Origin of the sequence: Amycolatopsis sp. La24, from assembly GCF_029087445.1 — a bacterium.
Taxonomy (GTDB): domain Bacteria; phylum Actinomycetota; class Actinomycetes; order Mycobacteriales; family Pseudonocardiaceae; genus Amycolatopsis; species Amycolatopsis nivea.
In genome coordinates this window covers 1-20,544 of record NZ_JARACH010000032.1, presented here as the reverse complement: position 1 = coordinate 20,544, position 20,544 = coordinate 1, and the positions used below count along the sequence as shown (strand labels likewise).

At 69.3% G+C, this 20,544-nt stretch carries 15 protein-coding genes; 6 read left to right on the top strand and 9 right to left on the bottom strand.

Annotated features, from left to right (window positions below):
- Positions 1–177 precede the first annotated feature (177 nt).
- The gene (locus PUT80_RS27000; protein ID WP_275293962.1) at positions 178–1,488 is read left to right on the top strand and encodes a glycosyltransferase 87 family protein; all 1,311 of its coding nucleotides are present in this window, start codon (positions 178–180) and stop codon (positions 1,486–1,488) included.
- On the opposite strand, the gene PUT80_RS26995 is transcribed toward PUT80_RS27000, so the two are convergent.
- The 4 genes from PUT80_RS26995 to PUT80_RS26980 form a co-directional block, all read right to left on the bottom strand.
- Entirely contained in the window at positions 1,475–1,684 is a 210-nt protein-coding gene (locus PUT80_RS26995) for a helix-turn-helix domain-containing protein (RefSeq protein WP_003071237.1), read from the bottom strand. The genes PUT80_RS27000 and PUT80_RS26995 overlap by 14 nt on opposite strands.
- Before the next feature lie 179 nt (positions 1,685–1,863).
- Complete coding sequence (locus tag PUT80_RS26990) at positions 1,864–3,492, bottom strand: ABC-F family ATP-binding cassette domain-containing protein (protein ID WP_275293910.1); 1,629 nt, start codon at positions 3,490–3,492, stop codon at positions 1,864–1,866.
- A 167-nt stretch (positions 3,493–3,659) separates the two neighbouring features.
- Positions 3,660–4,337, bottom strand: coding sequence for an acVLRF1 family peptidyl-tRNA hydrolase (locus tag PUT80_RS26985; RefSeq protein WP_275293909.1), 678 nt, complete (start codon positions 4,335–4,337; stop codon positions 3,660–3,662).
- 48 nt (positions 4,338–4,385) lie between these two features.
- Entirely contained in the window at positions 4,386–7,157 is a 2,772-nt protein-coding gene (locus PUT80_RS26980) for a S8 family serine peptidase (RefSeq protein WP_275293961.1), read from the bottom strand.
- Positions 7,158–7,746: 589 nt separating this feature from the next.
- Between PUT80_RS26980 and PUT80_RS26975 the strand changes: the two genes are divergently transcribed.
- Positions 7,747–9,306, top strand: a complete 1,560-nt coding sequence (locus PUT80_RS26975; protein ID WP_275293908.1) for a CBS domain-containing protein — start codon at positions 7,747–7,749, stop codon at positions 9,304–9,306.
- A gap of 378 nt (positions 9,307–9,684) precedes the next feature.
- Here PUT80_RS26975 and PUT80_RS26970 read toward each other — a convergent pair whose 3' ends face one another.
- Both PUT80_RS26970 and dgt read right to left on the bottom strand, forming a co-directional pair.
- Positions 9,685–10,176 (bottom strand): GNAT family N-acetyltransferase, encoded by a 492-nt coding sequence (locus PUT80_RS26970; RefSeq protein WP_134669640.1) that lies wholly within the window; start codon positions 10,174–10,176, stop codon positions 9,685–9,687.
- 40 nt (positions 10,177–10,216) lie between these two features.
- Positions 10,217–11,779, bottom strand: coding sequence for a dGTP triphosphohydrolase (gene dgt, locus PUT80_RS26965; RefSeq protein WP_037814706.1), 1,563 nt, complete (start codon positions 11,777–11,779; stop codon positions 10,217–10,219).
- A gap of 38 nt (positions 11,780–11,817) precedes the next feature.
- On the opposite strand from dgt, the gene PUT80_RS26960 reads away from it, so the two are divergent.
- Together PUT80_RS26960 and PUT80_RS26955 are read left to right on the top strand one after the other, a co-directional pair.
- A complete protein-coding gene (locus PUT80_RS26960) occupies positions 11,818–12,924 on the top strand; it encodes a lycopene cyclase family protein (protein WP_275293907.1) in 1,107 nt (368 codons plus the stop codon).
- 145 nt (positions 12,925–13,069) lie between these two features.
- Complete coding sequence (locus tag PUT80_RS26955) at positions 13,070–14,749, top strand: GGDEF domain-containing protein (protein WP_275293906.1); 1,680 nt, start codon at positions 13,070–13,072, stop codon at positions 14,747–14,749.
- Here PUT80_RS26955 and PUT80_RS26950 read toward each other — a convergent pair.
- Together PUT80_RS26950 and PUT80_RS26945 are read right to left on the bottom strand one after the other, a co-directional pair.
- Positions 14,733–15,377 (bottom strand): response regulator transcription factor, encoded by a 645-nt coding sequence (locus tag PUT80_RS26950; RefSeq protein ID WP_275293905.1) that lies wholly within the window; start codon positions 15,375–15,377, stop codon positions 14,733–14,735. The two genes, PUT80_RS26955 and PUT80_RS26950, sit on opposite strands and share 17 nt — an antisense overlap.
- On the bottom strand, positions 15,374–16,573 hold the full coding sequence (locus PUT80_RS26945) for a histidine kinase (RefSeq protein ID WP_275293904.1): 1,200 nt from the start codon (positions 16,571–16,573) through the stop codon (positions 15,374–15,376). The genes PUT80_RS26950 and PUT80_RS26945 overlap by 4 nt, the downstream gene beginning before the upstream one ends.
- 83 nt (positions 16,574–16,656) lie before the next feature.
- On the opposite strand from PUT80_RS26945, the gene PUT80_RS26940 reads away from it, so the two are divergent.
- A complete protein-coding gene (locus PUT80_RS26940) occupies positions 16,657–17,382 on the top strand; it encodes a class I SAM-dependent methyltransferase (protein ID WP_275293903.1) in 726 nt (241 codons plus the stop codon).
- 158 nt (positions 17,383–17,540) lie between these two features.
- On the opposite strand, the gene PUT80_RS26935 is transcribed toward PUT80_RS26940, so the two are convergent.
- Positions 17,541–18,101, bottom strand: coding sequence for a snapalysin family zinc-dependent metalloprotease (locus PUT80_RS26935; protein WP_238607420.1), 561 nt, complete (start codon positions 18,099–18,101; stop codon positions 17,541–17,543).
- A gap of 155 nt (positions 18,102–18,256) precedes the next feature.
- Between PUT80_RS26935 and PUT80_RS26930 the strand changes: the two genes are divergently transcribed.
- Positions 18,257–20,176, top strand: a complete 1,920-nt coding sequence (locus PUT80_RS26930; RefSeq protein WP_275293902.1) for an AarF/UbiB family protein — start codon at positions 18,257–18,259, stop codon at positions 20,174–20,176.
- Positions 20,177–20,544: the final 368 nt, after the last annotated feature.

The window sequence follows — 20,544 nt, the reverse complement described above, 5'->3', positions numbered from 1 at the left end:
CACCGGGACGCCCGGCATTCTTCCCGATGTCCGCGAAGGACTTCCCGGGGACTCGGATTCCGATCACGGACCTCGGGCCGGTGCGGGCCACGGGCGGTGGGATCCGGCGCGGCCCGGCTCGGTAGCCTGGCGTTTCGGGGTCGGCGAGCCGGGGAGGAAACGCGGGTGCAACTGCTGATGGCCCCTGCGCGTGCCGGGGAAGCCCATCCCGTGCGCGTCGCCGCCTGGGATCTCGTCTTCTATCTCGGCTGCTTCGCCTTCGCGCTCGGCACCGCGCTCGCTTCGGAGTTCTACGGCTATCGGATCTGGGGCAATTTCGCCGTCGCCGGATACGGATTGGCCGCCGCGCGCAGCGCCTGGCTGACGATTTCCGCGCGCCGCGGAATGCAAACTAACGGCAAATTCGGGTCGCGCTGGATCGGTATCGGCGCGGTTGTCGTGCTCGCGATGTGCGCGCCGCTGGTGACGCTCGTGATCCGGCGGCTGACCGGAACGGACTGGCTGATCACCCCGTTCTCCTGGGCCGCGCAGCCTGAGGTGTGGGTGATCGAACGCAGCGCGGACCTGTTGCTGCGGAACGGAACCCCGTACATCGACATCACCGCGCTCCACCGCGCACCGGAAGTGAACGACTACACGCCGTACGGCCCGGTGATGACCGTTTTCGGGCTGCCGCGCGCGTTGTTCGGCGGCAGTCCGGTCCTCAATGCACTGACCGACGCGCGGTGGATGTTCGCGCTGGCCGCGGTGCTCTGCGCGTACGCGTCCTGGCGGCTGCTGAACCGGCCCCGGATCCCGGTTTTCGCCGCACAGCTCGCGATCGCCTGTCCGCTGACCGCGCTGACCTGGGCGGTCGCCGGACCGGACCTCGCGATCGTGGGCCTGCTCGTGCTGACGTTCGCCCTGGCCGCGTCGGGGCGTCCAGGATGGACCGGGTTCGTGCTGGCGCTGGTGATCAGCGCGAAACTCATCGTCGCGCCCGCCGCCGCGGTGCTCGCGGTCTTCGTTTGGCAGCGGGCTCGCGGCGGAAATCCTTGGGCGGCAACAGGTCGCTTCGCGGGCGCGCTGGCCGCGGCGACGATCGCGCTGCATCTGCCGGTGTATCTGGCGAACCCGGCGGCGTTCACCGAGCACGTGATCCGCTTCCCGCTCGGCATGGGCGCGGTCCGCTCCCCCGCGGCGAGCCCGCTGCCCGGGCATCTGATCGCGCAGGCCGGACCGGCCGGCACCGTGATTTCCCTGGTGCTGGTGGGTGTCGCGGCGGTGGCGATGCTGATCTGGCTGGCGCGCCGGCCCCCCGCGACGGGATCCGCTGCACTGACGCGAACCGCCGTCGGACTCGGCGCGTTGATCCTGCTTACTCCGGCCACCCGGTACGGCTACCTCGTGTACCCGCTGGTACTCCTCGGCGCCGCGCTGACCTTCCGGACGACCTCTCCGACCGTGCGCCCCCCGCGCAGCGGCCGCGCTGACGCTACTTCTTCTTGACTCGCGTGGCCCCGCCGCGCCCCCGCAACTGGACCCCGGACTCCGACAGCACCCGGTGGACGAACCCGTAGGACCGTCCGGTGGATTCGGCCAGAGCCCGGATGCTCGAGCCCTTCTCGTATTTCTTCTTCAGGTCAGCGGCCAGCTTGTCGCGCGTGTTGCCGGTGATCCGCGCGCCTTTCTTGAGATCAGCCACGTCGATCGCCTTCCCGCCGAGTGGTTGTTCCGGGCCATTCACGGCCCCTGCCGGGGCAATGATCGAACACTACGCGCCGGATTGCCAGACGACAGCCGTAAAACGATCGAAACCGCGATCACATTGGGCCATTCCAGTGCTTTGCCCGACACGGTCAGCACCCGAACGGACGCACTCGGTCAGGCAAGCTGGACAAGTTCCAGATAATCCGCGGACCAGTGGTCCTCGGTTCCGTCCGGAAGCAGGATCACGCGCTCGGGTTCGAGTGCCTCGACCGCGCCCGGGTCGTGCGTCACCAGCACGACCGCGCCGGCGAAGCTGCGCAGCGCGTCGAGAACCTGTGCGCGGCTGGCCGGGTCCAGGTTGTTCGTCGGTTCGTCGAGCAGCAGCACATTGGCTTGGCTGGACACGAGTCCAGCGAGCGCGAGCCGGGTCTTCTCGCCGCCGGACAGGGTTCCGGCGGGCTGGTCGAGCTGTTCGCCGGTGAACAGGAACGAGCCGAGCAGGTTCCGCAGCTCCTGCGCGCCGGTGTCCGGTGCGAGATGGCGGATGTTTTCCCACACCGACGCGTCGTGGTCGAGCGTTTCGTGTTCCTGTGCGTAATAGCCCAAACGCAATCCGTGACCCGGTTCGACGGATCCGGTGTCCGGGGTTTCCATTCCGCCGAGCAGCCGGAGCAATGTCGTCTTTCCGGCGCCGTTCAATCCGAGCACGACGACCTTCGAGCCGCGGTCGATCGCCAGATCGACGCCGGTGAAGATCTCGAGCGAACCGTACGACTTGGACAGCCCGTCGGCGGTCAGCGGCGTGCGCCCGCACGAGGCCGGGTCCGGGAACTTGATCCGGGCGACCTTGTCCGCCTGGCGCGTCTCGTCGAGCGAGGACAGCATCTGCTCCGCACGCCGGGCCATGTTCTTGGCCGCGACGGCCTTGGTCGCCTTCGCGCCGAGCTTCGCGGCCTGCGCCTGCAGCGCGGACGCCTTCTTCTCGGCGTTCGCGCGCTCGCGGCGGCGGCGCTTCTCGTCGGTGGCGCGCGCGTCGAGGTAGCGCTGCCAGCTCATGTTGTAGATGTCGATCTCGCCGCGCGTCGCGTCGAGGAACCAGACCTTGTTCACGACGTCGCCGAGCAGTTCGACGTCGTGGCTGATCACCACGAGCCCGCCGTCGTGCTGCTTGAGGAAGCCGCGCAGCCAGTTGATCGAGTCGGCGTCGAGGTGGTTGGTCGGCTCGTCCAGCAGCAGGATCGTCTCGGACTTGCCGCCCGCGCCCGCCTCGGCGGCGGCGAACAGGATCCGCGCCAGCTCGACGCGACGGCGCTGACCGCCCGACAGCGTGCTGAGCGTCTGCGACAGGATGCGGTCGGCGAGGCCGAGGTTCGAGCAGATTCGCGCCGCTTCGCTCTCCGCGGCGTACCCGCCGAGCGAGGAGAACCGCTCTTCGAGCCGCGCGTAGCGGTTGATCGCCTTGTCCCGCTGCTTGTCGTCGACCAGCTCTGACATCGAGGTCTGCGCCTTTTCCATGTCGCGCAGCAGGGTGTCGAGCCCGCGCGCGGACAGCACGCGGTCCTTCGCGGTGACCGACAGGTCGCCCTCGCGCGGGTCCTGCGGCAGATAGCCGAGTTCGCCGCTGCGCCGGACGTCGCCGGCGTGCGGTTCGCCCTCGCCCGCGAGGACCTTCAGCGAGGTGGTCTTGCCCGCGCCGTTGCGGCCGACGAGGCCGATGCGGTCGCCGGACTGGATGCGGAGGGTGGCGCCGTCGAGCAGGATGCGCGAACCGGCGCGCAGCTCAAGGCCAGTGGCCGTGATCAAGAGAACTCCCGGATACGGGGGCGGTCAGGTGGACGTGCTGGAGCGCCCCGGCACCGCGTGCGATGCGGGGCGGGCGGCTACTCTCTCTGGATCCGCACCAATGCCCTGTTGACCACGAACCCAGTGTACGGGTCGGCGTCGAACGGTTTTCGCGGCCGTGTCCGGATTCACTCGGGTCCCGGTGTTCGATCCCTCACCACCAGGTGGACGGCACGCGCTCGCTGTGCTGCTTCGGCCAGCACCTCATAGCCGGGCTCGGGAATCTCCAGCACCCGCGGCTCCGCCCGGTCGAACAACTCGGCGAGCCGTCTGTCGGAGCGCAGTCCGTCGAGCGCGCGACGGTCTCCGCCGAGCACCACAGCGTCCACTTCGGACAGTCGAGGCAGTAGAACCTCGTACGCGTCCTGGGCGGCTGAGCGGAGCGCGGCCCGCGTCTGGCCTTCGCGGCGGCGGGCGAAGCGTTGCTGCGACCAGCCGCCCGCCGCGGTTCGGCCTTGCACGTGGTGGCGATCGGTTCGGGAGAGGACTACGCGGCCGTCGTAGGCAAGTCCGAGGGAGTGTCCGCCTTTTCGGACCAGCAGCAGCGCGATCAGTCGCGGTGTCTGCACGTGGCGAAGCAACGGTTCGACGGCCAGCCCGGAGTATTCGCCTCGCTCGCTCAACGGTCCAAACGGGACAGTCGCGGTAGCTGTGGTGCCGTTCTCGGCGGTGACTTGCACGTGCGTCGCGGCGAGAACGGTCGTACGCACGCCGTGGTTGCGTTCGGCGAAGCGCGCGAACCAGCCGTCGAGCCGTTCGGGCGGGACTTCCACCGCCCGTCCGCCGCCTGCGACCTGCCGTGCCATGCCGGAAACGGTACGGGGCCGCCGCGCGGTGCGACGGCCCCGCATCGCTTAGGCCAGCTGAGGCCGCACCGGCCCGGTGGTCACCGTCTTGTGCACGTCCGCCGGATGCCCGGCCGAGACGTACCCGTTGACGTGCAGCGAAACGCTGCGGATCGAACCGGTGTCGCCGCCGGTGGTGTCGACGACCTTGAGCGTCCACGTGCCGTCCGCCGAAGCGCCGAGCTGGCTCTGCGCCGCGACCGGCCGGTAGGTGCCGGTGTACGGCGCGTCCCCGGACCCTGTCGAGCTGAACAGCTTGGTCGCGGAATCGTCGAAGACCACCTGGCAGAGGTTGTTCCCGCTGCCGCCGCCCTTCTGGAACAGCGTCGCCGTCGCGCCGGAAGGCGAGGTCAGCGTGCCGACCAGGTCGTTGACGTAGGTGTGGTCGATGCCGACCGTGGTCGCTTTCTCCGCCGTGGTGCAGGTGGCGCCGTCGATCGAGAGCGACACCTTCGACGCGGGACCGACGCCGCTCACCACGAGCGGGACCGACGCGCCGAGCGGCGAGTTGTCCGGGATCGCGACCGCCGGACCGGCGTAGGCGAACGCCTGCGAAACCGGCGACGGCGTGCCGACCGGCAGCGAGAACGTGCTGGTGCGCGGCGAGTACGAGCCCGCGAAAGTCACCTTCGCGGTGAGCACCACCGGCGAGCCGAGCTGCTGGCTTGCCGGAACCGTGACGGTGAAGTCGTTGATTCCGGTCTGTCCCGGGCTGATCGTGCCGTACGACTTCGCCCTCGGCTCGATCGTGACGCCCTGGGTCGGCGAAGTGAGCACAACGCTCGTGGAGACTGCGGTGCCGTCGCCGGTGTTCTTCACCGGAAGCGTGACAGTCGCGGTGTCACCGGGGTTGAGCGTGCTGCCGCCGCTGGGTCCGCGGACCGTCGGCTGCCCAGCTTCCGCGTACGGCTGCGGACTGGCTCCGGTGTACGCGAGCACCTTGTCCGCCAGCAGCACTCCTGCCCCGGTGAGGTTGTCCGTGCCGGGCGCTTCGATATCCACCGCGGTCTTGAGGAACGCCTCGCGAATGTCCGAAGAGGACAGTCCGGGATTGCCGGACAGCACCAGGCTCGCGATCGCGGCCGCGTGCGGTGCGGCCGCCGAGGTGCCGAAGAACGGGTCGAACCCGCTCACCGACGTGTGCACGCCGTCCGCCGCGGTGATTTCCGGCTTCTGCCGGACCTCTCCCCCGGTCGACGACACGTCGCCCGGCGTGATCGGCGTTCCGTTGGCTTCGTAGAACATGCGCCGCGGACCGTCCGAACTGAACCGTTCCGCCTTGCTGGCAGCGGAATACGCCGCCGGATACGGTCCGGTCGGGTTCGCCGGGTCGCCCGGTTCGAGCGGCCGCCCGAACGCCGCCTCGGCCGGTGCCGCGGCGACCGCGAACGCCTTGCGCGCCGCGGCATGGCCCACGACCGCGCCCGGCGTGGAGTACGCCTTGAGCCCGTCCGCGGAATCGCGGAACCGGCTGCCGAACGCGGTCAGCGAAAGGTACCGGCTCGCCCCGGAGAACTTCACCACGGCGAGCCGCAGCCCCGTGCCGCCGAACAGCGGGGTGGCCAGCTGCTCGTACGGGTCCTGGGTGCCGTTCTGGACGTCCTGGCTGAAGCTCACGACGTTGCCGCGCGCGTCGAGGAGATAGAGGTCGTAGTCGTCCGCGGCCGTGCCGATCGGGTCGGACCAGTGCAGCGTCACCGGGATGCTGGCCGACGACGCGTCCGAAATCGGTTCGTACACCTGCTTTCCGGCTGCGCCCGCGAAGTTGTGCGCGGTGCCGGCGAACTTGCCGATCGAGACTCCCGAATCGACGAAGTCGCCTTCCCAGTGCGCCGCGGTGCCGTCGGCGACATTGCCTTCATTGCCCGCGGAGGAGAAATAAAGCGCGCCGTCGGCCGTCACGTCGTTCACCGCTTGCGCGATGATCCAGTCCTGGAACGGGGATTCCTTGAAGTAAATGACGTCGTCGACGATGACGTCGCAATGCGCTTCGAAACGGAGCTTGCGGATGTTGTCGGCGAAACTCGCGTCGGAGGTGAACGCTGTCGCGAAACCAAGCTTAGCGTTCGGCGCGAGGTCGTGGATGATCTCCAGCATCGCGGTGCCCTCGTCGCCGCTGCCGGCCTGTCCAGTCAGGACATCGACCGCCGGAAGCTCACCCTTGGTGCGGGAAACCTCCAGGGAATCGACGCCGTCGGACAGCGCGCACGCCTTCACGCCGGTGCCGGTCACGCCGAACTGCTGACGCGCGGTGTCCGCGTTGTGCGCCCGGTCGCCCGCGCTGACCACCTGCGTTTTGGTCCCGATCGCTTCCTTGAGCTGCCGGTCGATCCGATCGGCCTTCTGCTGCTTGGTTTCCGTGCCGTTCTTGTTTTCCCGCTGCCGCGCCGTCATCGCCTGATCCGCGGTTTCGACGTGCTTCACATCGCCGCGCTTCGCGATCTCCGGCAATGCGGCCAACGGCACGTCGGCCCGGATGCTCGCCGCCGTGCTCGACACCGCACGCACCTCGGCCCCGGCCTTGCGCAGGTCGTTGACGAGCCCGTCGCTGACCTTCGTGACCCGGATGTCGACCAGTGCCTTGTCCGCGGTCTTGCCGATTCCGGGCAACGCGGCCGCGCTCAGGCTCCGCGTGCGCATCTTCTCCTGGACGAGCAGTTTGCTGTCTATTTTGGACTCAGTCGCGGTCTGTCCTGCTTTCACCGCTTGCAATGCGGCGATCTGACTGTTCGCGGTGGAGTCCACAGTAGACTCCTGCGCATCGGCCAAGGGCGGTGCCACCAGCCCGGCGGCAAGCACCGCCGCGGCGACCACGCCCGTCCGTCTTCTTGTCGAGGCTCCAGGTGAACGGGTACGACGCACGTGCGCCCTCCGATCTCGCACCGCGTGCCCCGACTCACGCTGGCCAACGCCGGTGATCACCGGCTGGATCCAGCTAAGTACCACTTCTGTCCGGGAAAAACGGCCGTTGGAGTGACGTTGGTGAGGCAATATCCGTTGCCAGCCGGACGTCGTAGGCCGTTCGGCGGAGCCAACCGCCGATCCGGCTATCACTGGTGGCGCACCGACGGAGACTGCGAGCGAACCCTCCCCTGCCGTACCGCACTCGCGGCGGCTCCCTGGGCTGAATGGCCCTGAGAGCACCCGAAATGACCCCCTGGGCGACTCCTGAAAAACAACTTTTACAGCTTATCCGATTCTATATTTCCAGGAATCTCACGAAATGAATCAACGAATTTGACGCAAAGAATTCTCCGGCGGATTTCACCGCCAGAACATGAGCTCTGAAAACCGGGGATTGCCACGACCCATCATGGACCATTACGCTGGTCGCTGGCACCGGGCAGCCGACAGAGGGGGACGTTGCGAAGTGCACGCGTGGATGGTTCGTGCTGGCAGCCACGGCGAACGTGAGAAGACTGCCCTGAGCGACGGCTTCGTCATTGCAGGCTGGGAGGAAGTCGAAGACCTCTCGCACATACGCGATCGCGAACAGCTCCGGTCGTTGCTGACCGAAACCTATCCTGATCTCAGCCCTCAAGTCATCGCGAACTGGACTGGCCAGCTCTGGCGATTCCGCGAAGAAATCGCGATCGACGACCTCGTGGTCATGCCTGTTGTCGGCAACGGACCCCGCTGCCTGGCGTTAGGTGTGGTGACCGGCCCGTACAGCTATGACGCGGACGCGCCAGAAGGGTTTCGGCACCGACGGCCAGTACAGTGGCAGCGCACCGACTTGCCCCGCGACTCAGTCCGACCCGACCTGCGCGACAGCATGGGGTCGCTCTTGACCGTCTTCGAACTGAGCCGCAACGACGCGGCGCGGCGTATCGCGATTCTGGCCGAGCAGGGAGAAGACCCGGGTCCGCCGGATTCGGATGCCGACGGGCCCACCGTCGCATCTCCGCAGCGGCTGGAGGAGCTGGTAACGGCAGCGCAAGACAGCGGCGACGCGGTCACTTTGACCGTGCGGGAACTACTGGGCATCTGGGGGTACAGCCGCCGCTGGCCCTCCGTCGTCGAGCAGGTCCGCAGCGAGCTGGCACAACGCGGCTTGTCCACCAAACCGCCGTTCTCCGCCGGCAGCATCAACAGTCGGATCTCGATCGTCCCCGTCGGTACCGAGCCGCACGCTGGAGTCCCGGTGCCGACCGCCGCCGAGTTGCCGGACGAGCCGGCACCGGAGGATCAGCCGGTTGCCCTCCTTATCAAACAATTGCCGTCCGCCGAAGTCGCACTCAGCTTTGTGAAATCGAGCGACTCGCTCAGCGTGGCGATGACGAAGATGGCGATGGACAACTACTCTCAGCTGCCGATCCTCGACGAGAATCGGCAGCTACGGGGAGCGGTCAGCTGGGAAAGCATCGGCCTTGCGCACCTGTCGAGCGCTGCGCCGACGCTCGCCGACGCCGTCCTGTCCGCACGAGAAGCAGACGGCGAAGACGACCTTCTCGACTGGATCTCCGAGATCTATCGCCGAGGATTCATCTTCGTCCGGGGCCAGGACCGCAGGGTGCAAGGCATCGTCACCACAGCCGATCTCACCAATCAGCTCGGCAGCCAGCTGCGTCCGTTCCTGCTGATCGCAGAGATCGAACGCCGATTGCGTCGCATCGTAGGCAAACTGCTCAAGGACAACACCGTCAGCATTGAGCAAGTGCACCGACAGCTTCGCCCGTACCGCACAGCGCAAGTACGCGACGCTGACGACCTCACCATCGGCGAATACCCGCATGTGTTCAAATCGGAGAACACGTGGAGCGCGGCTCGATGGAGCTTGGACAAAGAGCTTTTCCTTGAACGACTGCGGAAAGCAGCCAGTTTCCGCAACAACCTCATGCACCTCAACCCTGACCTGGACCCGGAGTCGGAAGCAGAACTGCAGCCTTTGCAGGGGCTTCTCGGGATGTTGCGCGCACTAGACCACTAGCCTCGGTCCGAGCCCGTCCGTCAATCTGCGGGCGAGTCGATCGGCGAGCTTTGATCCGTGCCAGGTCTGCTCGTTGGCCGCCTTAGTTGACTGCTAGTCCAGCCGCGTACTTATCCGGCACCGGTCCGCACCCGCAGGACGCCATCGTGAAATACGACTCCGGTGCTCCCGCGGCGTCCGGCAAGCTTGGAAACCTCCGCCGCTGGATCGCGTTCGCCTGAGCAGCCTCACTGTCCGCACAGCCCCGTCCCCGCGACGACGTCCAAATTCCGGAGCCGGCACCGCGTCGTACTCGCAGAACAGCGGATCCCCCTTGGGGTATCCCGAATACCTGGCCCGGCAATCGGGCACCGAGATCGAAAACCTCCGCGAAACGAGTCACAACTCCAGCCACATGATCCGCAACCCCACCCGCCCCTCCACCGGATGCTGAAACGCCCCCGGTGCGATCCCCAATGTCACGAACCCCAAACTCTCGTACAACCGCACCGCATGGACATTGGTCTCCACCACCGCGTTGAACTGAATCGCCGCGAACCCCGTCCGCCGTGCCCAAGCGATCAAGTCCACCACCAAGGCCCGTCCGACGCCGTGGCCTCGGGCGTCCCTGGACACCATCAAGCTTCCTGAAGCGACATGGCTGCCCGGGCCAGGCCGGTTGGCGTACATGTTCGCCGTGCCCAGCACCCGGTCCCCGTCGGCCGCGACCACGACCCGCGCCGGGGCTGCGACCAGCCACTGCTGGCGAGCTTCCGATTCGCTCATCGCCGGGTCGTAGGGGAACGTCTGCTGCTCGGTCACCACGTCCCGGATGATCGGCCAGATCCCCGGCCAATCGTCGGCGCCGGCGTCCCGGATCGTCAACGGCATCTGCCTACCGTGCTGACCGGCCCCGGCGAACGCAACCTATTTACAGCACAAAGGAATCCGACCAAGGCTGGCTCGACCGGCCTGACAGAGCGTCCAGCAGGGTCACCGCTTGCTTGTCGGTCAGCGAAGCCACGAAGTCCACGACCGCGCGTCCCCGGGCCAGTCCGCGCACCGCGTCCGCGCCCTCGATTCGTTCGCCCGTCGCGCCCACCAGCAGTTCCGGCGCGACCCGGGCGAGGTCCGAGTACTCGCCGTGTGCCAGTTCCATCAGGTCGTGCAGCCGACGCGGCAAGCGGGAAGCCTCGTCGCGGTCCAGGAGCCACGCGTCCAGCGCGTCGACCAGCGTCGTGACCAGACTGGCCTGGCCGCGCTGGTGCAGGGCGAGATCGGGGCGCAGCAACACAAACCGCCGGTGGACGAACTTCAGGACCTGCACCTCGTGCCACTGCGCGGGACGCAACGAGACGTGCCCGGACCGGGTCGGGGGCGACGACAGGACGAACACCCCGTCCACCAGCCGCGCCATCCAGTTCGCCGAGAAGGCGGCCGTCGCTTGTTCGGCTTCGGTCGAGCCGTCGAAGCCGTCCGCGAGGAGGCCGTCGACCAGTTCTCGCTGGACTCGGGCGACGGCCGCGGCGAAGGCGTCGTCGTCCACGATCCAGCTGTCCTTCAGGTGCATGCGACGGCGCATCCGCTCCAGGGAACGGCCTGGGCGGCGAATTTCCGCGGTCAGCCGGGCATCGTCCAAAGAGGCCAGCTCGACCGCGTGCGCCAGCCACTCCCCCAGTTCGGCGGCGACGGGGGCGTGCTGCAGGACGCCGATGCGGTGGAAATCCTGCAGATCGTGGATCGCGTACGCGATGTCGTCGGCAGTGTCCATAACGGACGCTTCGACCGTCTGCTGCCACGGCTCGATCCGGCCGGCGAACGGGGCCCGCGACTGCTCGAAGTCGTCCAATTCCGTGACATACGCGGAAAACTTGCTCGCGCCGGTGCCGGGAGCGTCGTCCGGCTCGGCAGCGCCGCGAGGGGGCAGCGGCATCGCGGTCGGATGCGGCTGCGGGTAATGCAGCCGCGCCCACGGGTACTTCAGGACCGCGGCGCGGACCGCGGTCGTCAGGTCCAGCCCGATGGCGGACGGGCCGCGCACGTCGGTCGTCGTGACGATGCGGAACGACTGCGCGTTGCCCTCGAAACCGTCGGCCAGGCCGAACCGGTGCCGAGCGATCCGGTCCAGGATCTGCTCGCCGAGGTGCCCGAACGGCGGGTGCCCGAGGTCGTGCGCCAGCGCGGCGGCCTCGCACGCGTCGGGGTCGCAGCCGCCGAGTTTCGCCGCGAGTTCGGCCGACTCGCTCGATCCGGTGATCCGCTCCGCGATCCCGCGCGCGACCTGCGCGACCTTCAGACTGTGCGTCAGCCGGTTGTGTAGCAGCCCGGCGCCGCCGGCGCTGACCACCTGGGTGACCCCGCCGAGCCGCGCGAAGAACGGCGACGCGGTGATCCGGTCGCGGTCGACGCGGAACGGGCTGGTCGCCAGATCGGTGAACCCGCCGGTCCCGTCCTGCGGGTCCCGCCGCGCTGCCCTCGGATCGGTCTCGTCCATGTGTCCCACCGTATCCGGCCGTCCGGCAGGATTGCGGGATGACCGACGTGCTGGTGGCGGGCGGCGGCCCGGCCGGACGGGCGCTGGCGGCCGCGTGCGCCCGGCGAGGATTGGAAACGGCCGTGTTCGACCCGGATCCGCACCGAAAGTGGCCGAACACTTACGGACTGTGGGCAGACGAAGTGCCGGAGCTGCCTGACAAAGCGATCGCCGCGGCTCCGGCGACGACGCTCGCGTTCGGGACCCGCGAGCACCGCGTCGACCGGGCCTACCGGGTGCTCGACAACGCCGGGCTGCGCGAGTGGCTCACCGAACCGAAGGTCCAGGTGATCACGGGCAAGGTGACCGGCGCGGAACACGGTCCGCACGGTTCGACGGTCCTGCTCGCCGACGGTCGACGGCTCGCAGCCGCTGTGTTCGTCGACGCGTCCGGTGCGCCCAAGCTCCGGGCTCCGCGCGCCGAGCAGACCGCGTACGGGCTCGTGCTGCCCGCGGACCAGGCCGAGCGACTGGCCCCGCCCGACACCGCTGTCTTCATGGACTGGCGCGACGGCACCGACAGCTTCCGCTACCTGCTGCCCCTCGGCGACGGCTCCGTGCTGGTCGAGGAGACCTCGCTGGCCCGCAAACCCGGGCTCCCGGTGTCCGAACTGGCCCAGCGGCTGCACGCGCGGCTCAAAGCAGCGGGAATCCGCCCGGCGGGCCGTGTCGAACAGGTGCGGATCGTGCTCGACGTCCCGCTGCCGAAGCGCGGCCAGGCGGTGCCGTTCGGGGTCGCGGGCGCGCTCGTGCACCCGGCGACCGGTTTCAGCCTCGCGACCGCCCTGCAGCTCGCGCCTCGCGTCGCGGAAGCTCTGGCGGACGCGTTCGACGCAGGTCCGGCGGCCGCGGCCGGCGCTGCCCGGAAGGCATCGTGGCCGCCGGAAGCCCGTGCTGTGCATGCCTTGCGCCGCCACGGACTCCGTGCATTGTGCGGAATGTCACCCGCTCAGTCGGCGCAATTTTTCGACCTGTTCTTCGAGCTCCCGATCCCGGCGCAGCGCGCGTTCACCTCGGGCCGCGCCGACCTGCTCGGCACCGCCTCGACCATGGCAAACCTGTTCCGCACCGCCCCGGCCCGGCTGCGCCGGCGGCTGCTCGGCTGAGCCCGTGCCGGGATTTTTGCCTTGCCCGATCGAGCGAACGGGAAAACCATTTTGTTACTCCGATCCGGTGGCCGAAGTGCCGCGCCGGTGAACATCAGCTGACAACGGTTTCGCGGCCCCCTTCGGCGGTGCGAGTATCGCGTCCGTGACGACGCTGCGTGCGGTCCGATTCGCCTTCCAGCCGATGTACAGCTTGCACACCGGCGGGGTCGTCGCGTACGAAGCGCTGGCCCGGCCGGGCCGGGGCACCGCGCACGAACTGCTCGCCGAGGCCCGCCGCGCGGGCAAGCTCACCGAGGTCGACCTCGGGCTGGCCGCCGCCGCGGTGCGCCAGGAAGCCGAGCGGCCCAGCGCGCTCCCGCTGCACCTCAACGTCTCCGCCCGCACGCTCGCGTCGCCGCTGGAGGCGTTCGACGAGCTGATCGCCGAACTCGGCGCGGCCGGACGGCGCACCCGCGACGTGGTGCTCGAGGTCGGGCCGCCGTTCACGCACCTGCCCACCGGCCGCCTGCTCGACGGCATGCGCGCGCTCACCGAACAGGGCTTCCGGCTCGCGCTCGACGGGCTCGGCCGCGGCGACCTGCCGCTGGCGCTGCTCGCGCAGTCGCCGGTGGACCTGGTGAAACTCGACCGCAGCGTGCTGCGCGGCCTGCCCGGCGACCCGGCGTCGACAGCGGTGGTCGAGGCGCTGCTGCACTTCACGACGCGCACGAACACCCGGCTGGTCGCGACCGGCATCGAAACCGAGTCGCAGCTCGACGCCGCACAGAGCCTCGGCGTCCGGATCGCGCAGGGCAACCTGCTCGCGCCGCCCGCCGCGCACCGGTCCGCGCCCGCCTCCGGCGCGGTCATCCCGGAGGACCGGCGCACGCCCGCGCCGCCGCAGGCCCCGCGCGTCGGCGACTTCCTCCGCCCAGCGACAACCCTGCCGGTCGACGCGACGTGCGACGACGTCCGCGAGGTGCTCGCCGCCGCGGACGCGCCGAGCGGCGTGGTCGGCGTCGACGCGGACAACCGTCCACAGTGGTCAGTCGACCGGACCCGGTTCCTCGTCACCATCACCGGTCCGTACGGACACGCCTTGCACGCGAAGCGGCCCGCCGCCCGGCTGGCGGACAAACCGCACCTGATCGAGGCGGGCGCGAGCGCGCTGGAATTCCTCGAACTGGTCACCGACGCCGACTGGGGCCGCACCGGCGACGACGTCGTAGTGGTCGACGCGTCCGGGCACTGTCTCGGCGTGGTGCTGGTGACCGAGGTCGTGCGCGGGGTCGCCGAGGCGAAGGTCGAGGAGGCGGTCACGCTCAGCCCGCTCACCCGGCTGCCGGGCAGCGAAGCGGCGGCCCGCGACGTCGAACGCCGGATCGCGAGCGGCGAGCAGTTCGTGGCGGCGTGGCTGGACGTCGACGCCTTCAAATCGGTCAACGACAACGCCGGTTTCGCCGCGGGCGACGACCTGATCCGCGCCCTGGGCGAAACGCTCACCGACCTCGCCCGGCGGCTGCCGCGGATGCGTGTGAGCCACGTGGGTGGCGACGACTTCCTGATCGTGTGCGACGTGGACGAGATCGGCACGGTCGCCGCGGCTTTGCTGGACACGCACTGGTCCGCCGAGGGCATGCCGGTCACGGTTTCCCTGGCGACGCTCGTGTGCGGCAGCGGCGCCATTCCGTCCTATCGGGACGCTTCCCGCCTTCTCGCACCGCTGAAGAAACGCGCCAAGGCCGTGCCGGGTTCGAGCTGGGTCCTCAGCCGCCCCGGCAGCGACCGCGTCGAAGTCCTGCGCGGCATCGGCCGGGACGTCGCGATCAGCCGGTCGGCCTGACGAATCCCGACTCGTACGCCCGGATCACCGCCTGCGTCCGGTCCCGCGCGCCCAGTTTCGACAGCACATTCCCGACGTGCGTTTTCACCGTCTGCAGCCCCAGGAACAGCTCCGCCGCGATCTCCCCATTGGACAGTCCCGCCGCCATCAGCCGCAGCACGTCGCGTTCCCGTTCGGTCAGGAAGTCCAGCGAGGCGGCGGCACCCGGCGCGCGGCGAGCCGCCATGCCCCGGATCGCGGCCGGGAACAACAGCGAATCGCCCGCCAGCACCGTGCGGATCCCGGCGACGATCTCCTCCGGGCGCGCGCGTTTCAGCAGGAATCCGCTCGCCCCGGCGAGCAGCGCGTCGTACACGTAGTCGTCGTTTTCAAAGGTGGTCACCACGATCACCTTCGGCGGATCCTCCACAGTGGACAGCAGATGCTCCGTCGCGCGGATCCCGTCCACCGCGGGCATCCGCACGTCCATCAGCACGACGTCCGGCCGCAGTTGCCCGACTAGCCCCGGCACCTCCGCCCCGTCGGACGCCTCGCCGACCACGGTCAGGTCCGGTTCGCTGTCCACGATCGCGCGCAGCCCGGCCCGGATCAGCCGTTCGTCGTCCACCAGCAGGACTCGCACGCTCACCGGTTCCCCCACGGCACCGTCACCACGACCTCCCAGTTATCGCCGACCGGTCCCGCGGACAGCTTGCCACCCACCAGTTCCGCCCGCTCCGCCATGCCCCGCAGACCGCGTCCGCCGCGGGCGCGCGACGGCCGGGCCGAGCCGAGCGGATTCGCGACCGCCGCCCGCAGCTGCCCGTCCGCGACCGTCAGCGCGACGGTGACCGGCACCTTGCCCGCGTACCGCACCGCGTTGGTGAGGCATTCCTGCAGGATCCGGTACACCTCGCGGGAAACCACCGCCGGCACCGCGGCGATGTCGCCGTGCACCTCGTAGCGGCACTCCGTCCCGGACTGCTGCGTCACGGTGATCAGCGCGGGCAGATTGGCGAGACCCGCGTGCGGCGTCCGGTCGCGTGCTTCGTCGCGGAGCAGGCCGAGCACGTGGTCGAGGTCGTCGAGCGCGGTGCGGGCGGATTCCTCGATCGCGGTGAGCGCTTCCTCGGTGAAACCGGGATCGGTGTGCAACGTCCGCCGCGCGGCCCCGGCTTGCAGCGTGACCACCGAAAGCGCGTGGCCGACGGAATCGTGGAGTTCGCGCGCGAGCCGGGTGCGTTCGGCGAGCTGGTCGGTGCGGCGTTCGAGCTGCGCGATGCGTTCGGCGGCGGACCAGCCGAGCAACCGGGCGGCCACGCGGCGCAGCACTCCGCCGAGGCCCCACACGACGTAGATCAGCACGACGAAAGCCGCCACGAACGCCGCGGGCAGCCACGCCGAAGCCCAGCCGCGCGGAACCGTCAGGTGGAAATCCGGCGTGTCGACAAGCCGACCGGTGAAGACCGCGTTGATCGCGAAGCCGAACCCGGCGGGCACCGCGAGCGTCGCGAGACCGGTGCACAGACCGGTCACGACGTGCAGCACGAACATCGTCGCGCACCGCAGCCGTCCGCGTCCCGGCGCGGGCTGGGCGAGCAGTTCCCGAACCGCCGCCGCCTCCAGGACGCGCACCGCGGGCAGGAACGCGGTCGCGGCCAGCACCACGAGCATCACGACGAACCCGGCGAGGCTCGCCCATCCCATCGTCGTGGCGAACGGCACCAGCGCGGGCATCGCGACCATGGCGAGCAGCAGGTACGGCACGCTGAGCGCGGCGCCGAGGATCAAGTACACCCACCGGCGATAGGTGACCCCGCTGACCAGCGGACGGAAGAAACGCACCCGCCAATCCTGGCAGGCGGCGCCAGCGGACGCCTCCCTCCAGGGCGGGACCCGGCGGCCGATTTTCTGGCACCGTGGACCGCATGCCTCCTGAAGAGAGCACCGTCGTCAACGACTACGACCTGCTGGCCGACACCTACACCCGATGGTCGGACACCGAAATCCAGAACGCCTACTACGAGCGGCCCGCCGTGCTGGCGCTGGCCGGGGACGTGACCGGGCGGCGGATTCTCGACGCGGGCTGCGGCGCCGGGCCGTTGACCGTCGCGCTGCGCGATCGCGGCGCGGAAGTATCCGGTTTCGACCTCAGCAGCGGCATGCTCGAGATCGCCCGCGAGCGGCTAGGACCGGACGTGGACCTGCGCGTCGCCGACGTGGCCGAGCCGCTCCCCTACGCGGACAACGCGTTCGACGACGTCGTCGCCTCACTGGTGCTGCACTACCTCGAAGACTGGGGCCCGACGCTCGGCGAGTTCCACCGCATCCTCAAGCCCGGCGGACGGCTGATCGTGGTGGTCGACCATCCTTTTGCCATTCACCTGCTGCAGCGGCAAGCCGGGCAGCAGACCGACTACTCGGCCACCTACGAGTGGACCGAGACCTGGGAAATCGACGGCCGCACCATGCCGATGAGCTTCTGGAACCGGCCGGTGCACGCGATGACCGACGCATTCACCGCGGCCGGGTTCCGGATTGCGGTGCTCAGCGAGCCGAAACCGGTGCCGGAGGCGGAAAAGCTGTTCCCCGAGGACTACCGGATGCTGTGCGTCAGCCCGAGCTGCCTGTTCTTCGTGCTGCAAGCGGAATGAGAACGCGCAGGCCGGGTCCGCTCCGGCCTGCGCGCAGTCCTCAGTAGACAGTCGTCGTGACCCGGCCCGAGATCGTCGTCCCTGCTCGTGTCTGTTCTTCCTGCAGCAAGCCGAATGAGAACGCGCAGGCCGGGTCCGCTCCGGCCTGCGCGCAGTCCTCAGTAGACAGTCGTCGTGACCCGCGTGCCCGCGGCGCGGACTCCGTTGGCCCACAACTGCTGCACCTTCGCCGACTCCTGCGCGTCCGGCTTCGCGTTGGTGCATGACGTGCCCGGACCGTGCCCCGACATCAGCTCCGTGCACGGCCCCTCGTAGTGGTCCGGCAGCCCGAGGTTGTGCCCGAGCTCGTGCGCGGCGATGCGGGTCGGGTCGTAGCCCTCCGCGACCTGGCTCGTGTCCAGGTAGACGTCGCCGTTGCCGTGGCCGTCGGTCTGCGTGTACGAGCCGCCGCTGTGCACCTCGTGGATGGTGATCGTCGCCTTGCCCTCGTCCTTGACCAGCTGCACGTCGGTGACCGCGGCGTTCCAGTTCGCCGCACCCTGGTCGATCTGCGCGACGTAGTCCGGCGCGCCTGCCGAGCTGTAGTAGACGGTGGTCGCCGCGGCGGCGGAGGCGGCGGGTGCGGTCGCCAGGCCGAAGCCGAGCGGCACGGCGGCGACCGTGGCCAGTGCGGCGATCCGCCGGAACCCTCGTGCGTGCATCGTGTCCTCCGTACTCATCGGGGAAAGCAAGCAACCCTTTGTCCGCTCGATGACGTTAGAAGTTCACCACCGGGGCCGACTACGTCCGAAAGTAGGGCGCTCCCCCGCGAGAGGGAGGCCCGTCCCGCCCCGGCTGGATCCGCGCGCGCCGCCGTGCTGGTGTGCTCTTCGGCATGCAAACGCTGCTGCTCGGCCTGGTGGCCTACGTCGTCGTGCTGTGGCCGCTCGTCGCCGCGGCCCGCAAAGTGCTCGGGGTGCGCGTCGGTCTCGTCCGGGCGCTCGGCGCCGCGCTGGCCGGCTGGCTCGTCGCGGGCACCGCCGTCCGGCTGTTCCCGATCGCCGTGCTCACCAACGCCGGGGCCGCGATCGGACTGCTGATCCCGTTGGCGGGCAGTGCGCTCGCGGTGACCCTGCTGGTCCTGTTCGTCGCCGAACTCGCGGTCCCGTCCGGCGGACCGGGACTGTTCGCCCGGATGCGCTCGCTGCGATCCCGCGCGTCCCGCGCCCGTCGTTACTCGCGGATCATGCGCATCGCCATCCGCCACGGCCTCGGCTCGTTCCTCACCGGCCGCCGCACCGCGGGACCCGACGGTTCGGCGAAACTCGCGCGATCGCTGCGGCTGGCACTGGAAGAAGCCGGCGTGACGTTCGTGAAGCTCGGCCAACTGCTCTCGACCCGCGCCGATCTCCTGCCGCCGGTGTACATCCGCGAACTCAGCAAGCTGCACGATCAGGTCCCGCCCGCGCCCGAAGACGAGGTGCGCGCTTTGCTGCGGGAGGAAATCGACGTCACCGCCTTCGCCCACATCGACGACGAACCCCTTGCCGCAGCGTCGATCGCGCAGGTTTACGGCGCCCGGCTGCGGTCCGGCGCCGAGGTGGTCGTGAAGGTGCAGCGGCCCGGGATCCGCGAGCAGGTGGAACGCGACATCGACATCGTCCGCCGCCTCGCCGCCGTACTGTACGAACGCGCCGGCTGGGCACGTTCGCTCGGTGTCCGGGAACTGGCCGACGGCTTCGCCGAATCCCTTGAGGACGAACTCGATTTCCGCACCGAAGCCGCGAACATCGACGCCATCGCCGCACATCCGGTCCCCGGCGTCACGCTTCCGACTGTCCACAAAGCACTGTCCACAGAGCGCGTTCTGGTGATGCGCCGACTGGACGGCAAACCGCTCGCCACAGGTTCCGCGCACTCCCGCGAAGAACTCGCCCGCACCTTCCTGCGCGGCCTGCTAGACCAGGTGCTGCTGGGCGGGGTGTTCCACGCAGATCCGCACCCGGGCAATGTCTTGCTGCTCGAAGACGGCACCCTCGGCCTGCTCGATTTCGGCTCCGTCGGCCGCCTGGACACCGGCCTGCGCGCCGGCCTGCAAGCCCTGCTGCCCGCCATCGACCGCGGCGACCCAGCCGGCGTCCGCGACGGCTTGCTGGAAATCGTCAACCGCCCGGACGACCTCGACGAACAACGCCTGGAACGCGCCCTCGGCGCCCTGCTGGCCCGACACTTCGGCCCCGGCCGGAGCCCCGGTCTCGACCTGTTCACCGGCCTGTTCCGCGTCATCGCCGACTTCCGCCTCGCCGTCCCGCCGCCGATCGCCGCGGTGTTCCGCGCGTTGGCGACGATGGAAGGCACCCTCGCGACGCTAGCCCCGGACTTCGACCTGGTCGCCGAATCCCGCGCATTCGCCACCGAACGCATCGGCCTGCGCCCGGACACCCTGCGCCGCACCGTCACCGACGAATTCACCGCCTTGCTGCCAGTGCTGCGCCGCCTCCCCCGCCGCGTCGACCGAATCGGCGCGGCGCTGGAGGAAGGCAGACTGTCGGTGAACATGCGCCTGTTCTCCGACGAACGCGACCGCGACCTGGTGACCGGCCTGGTGCACGAGGTGCTACTGGCCCTGGTCGGCATCGCAACCGGACTTATGGCCGTACTACTGCTGTCCAGCTCGAGCGGCCCGCAACTGGTGCCCGGACTGACGCTCAACCACGTGTTCGGCTACAACCTGCTGATGATCAGCGCACTGGCGGGGTTGCGACTGCTTTTCGTCGTCTTCCGACGCTCCGGACGACGACCCCGAACCCGCTGACCCGCCGAACCCGCCTCGGCGAAGTACGTGAGGGGAACCCTCACGAACCCAGATTCCGTCAGGGTTCCCCGCACGACCAACTCCGATGCGCCCCAATGCGGCATTGGGTGCGTCAGACGCACCGAACGCCACATTGGGTGCATCCCACGCACCCAATGCCACATTGGGGCGCTACCCACCCACCAACCGCAGCCGACGCACCCACGCACCGAGCACCCAGCCCCACCCCGCAGCCGATGCACCCAACGAGCGAGGCACCCAGACCTCCCCCGCACCCCGATACGAAGCTCCCCTGCGGTTCGGGGGTGCTTGTCAAGGCATCTTTCCCGCCTTGACAAGCACCCCCGAACCGTCAGCACAATCAACCT

What these genes read in the sequence shown, in the direction of transcription:
- PUT80_RS26960 (WP_275293907.1), top strand. Translation starts at nt 11,818, where the DNA reads ATGACCGACGTGCTGGTGGCGGGCGGCGGCCCGGCCGGACGGGCGCTG.
- PUT80_RS26970 (WP_134669640.1), bottom strand. Translation starts at nt 10,176, where the DNA reads ATGCCGTTGACGATCCGGGACGCCGGCGCCGACGATTGGCCGGGGATC.
- PUT80_RS27000 (WP_275293962.1), top strand. Translation starts at nt 178, where the DNA reads ATGGCCCCTGCGCGTGCCGGGGAAGCCCATCCCGTGCGCGTCGCCGCC.
- dgt (WP_037814706.1), bottom strand. Translation starts at nt 11,779, where the DNA reads ATGGACGAGACCGATCCGAGGGCAGCGCGGCGGGACCCGCAGGACGGG.
- PUT80_RS26940 (WP_275293903.1), top strand. Translation starts at nt 16,657, where the DNA reads ATGCCTCCTGAAGAGAGCACCGTCGTCAACGACTACGACCTGCTGGCC.
- PUT80_RS26930 (WP_275293902.1), top strand. Translation starts at nt 18,257, where the DNA reads ATGCAAACGCTGCTGCTCGGCCTGGTGGCCTACGTCGTCGTGCTGTGG.
- PUT80_RS26935 (WP_238607420.1), bottom strand. Translation starts at nt 18,101, where the DNA reads ATGAGTACGGAGGACACGATGCACGCACGAGGGTTCCGGCGGATCGCC.
- PUT80_RS26985 (WP_275293909.1), bottom strand. Translation starts at nt 4,337, where the DNA reads ATGGCACGGCAGGTCGCAGGCGGCGGACGGGCGGTGGAAGTCCCGCCC.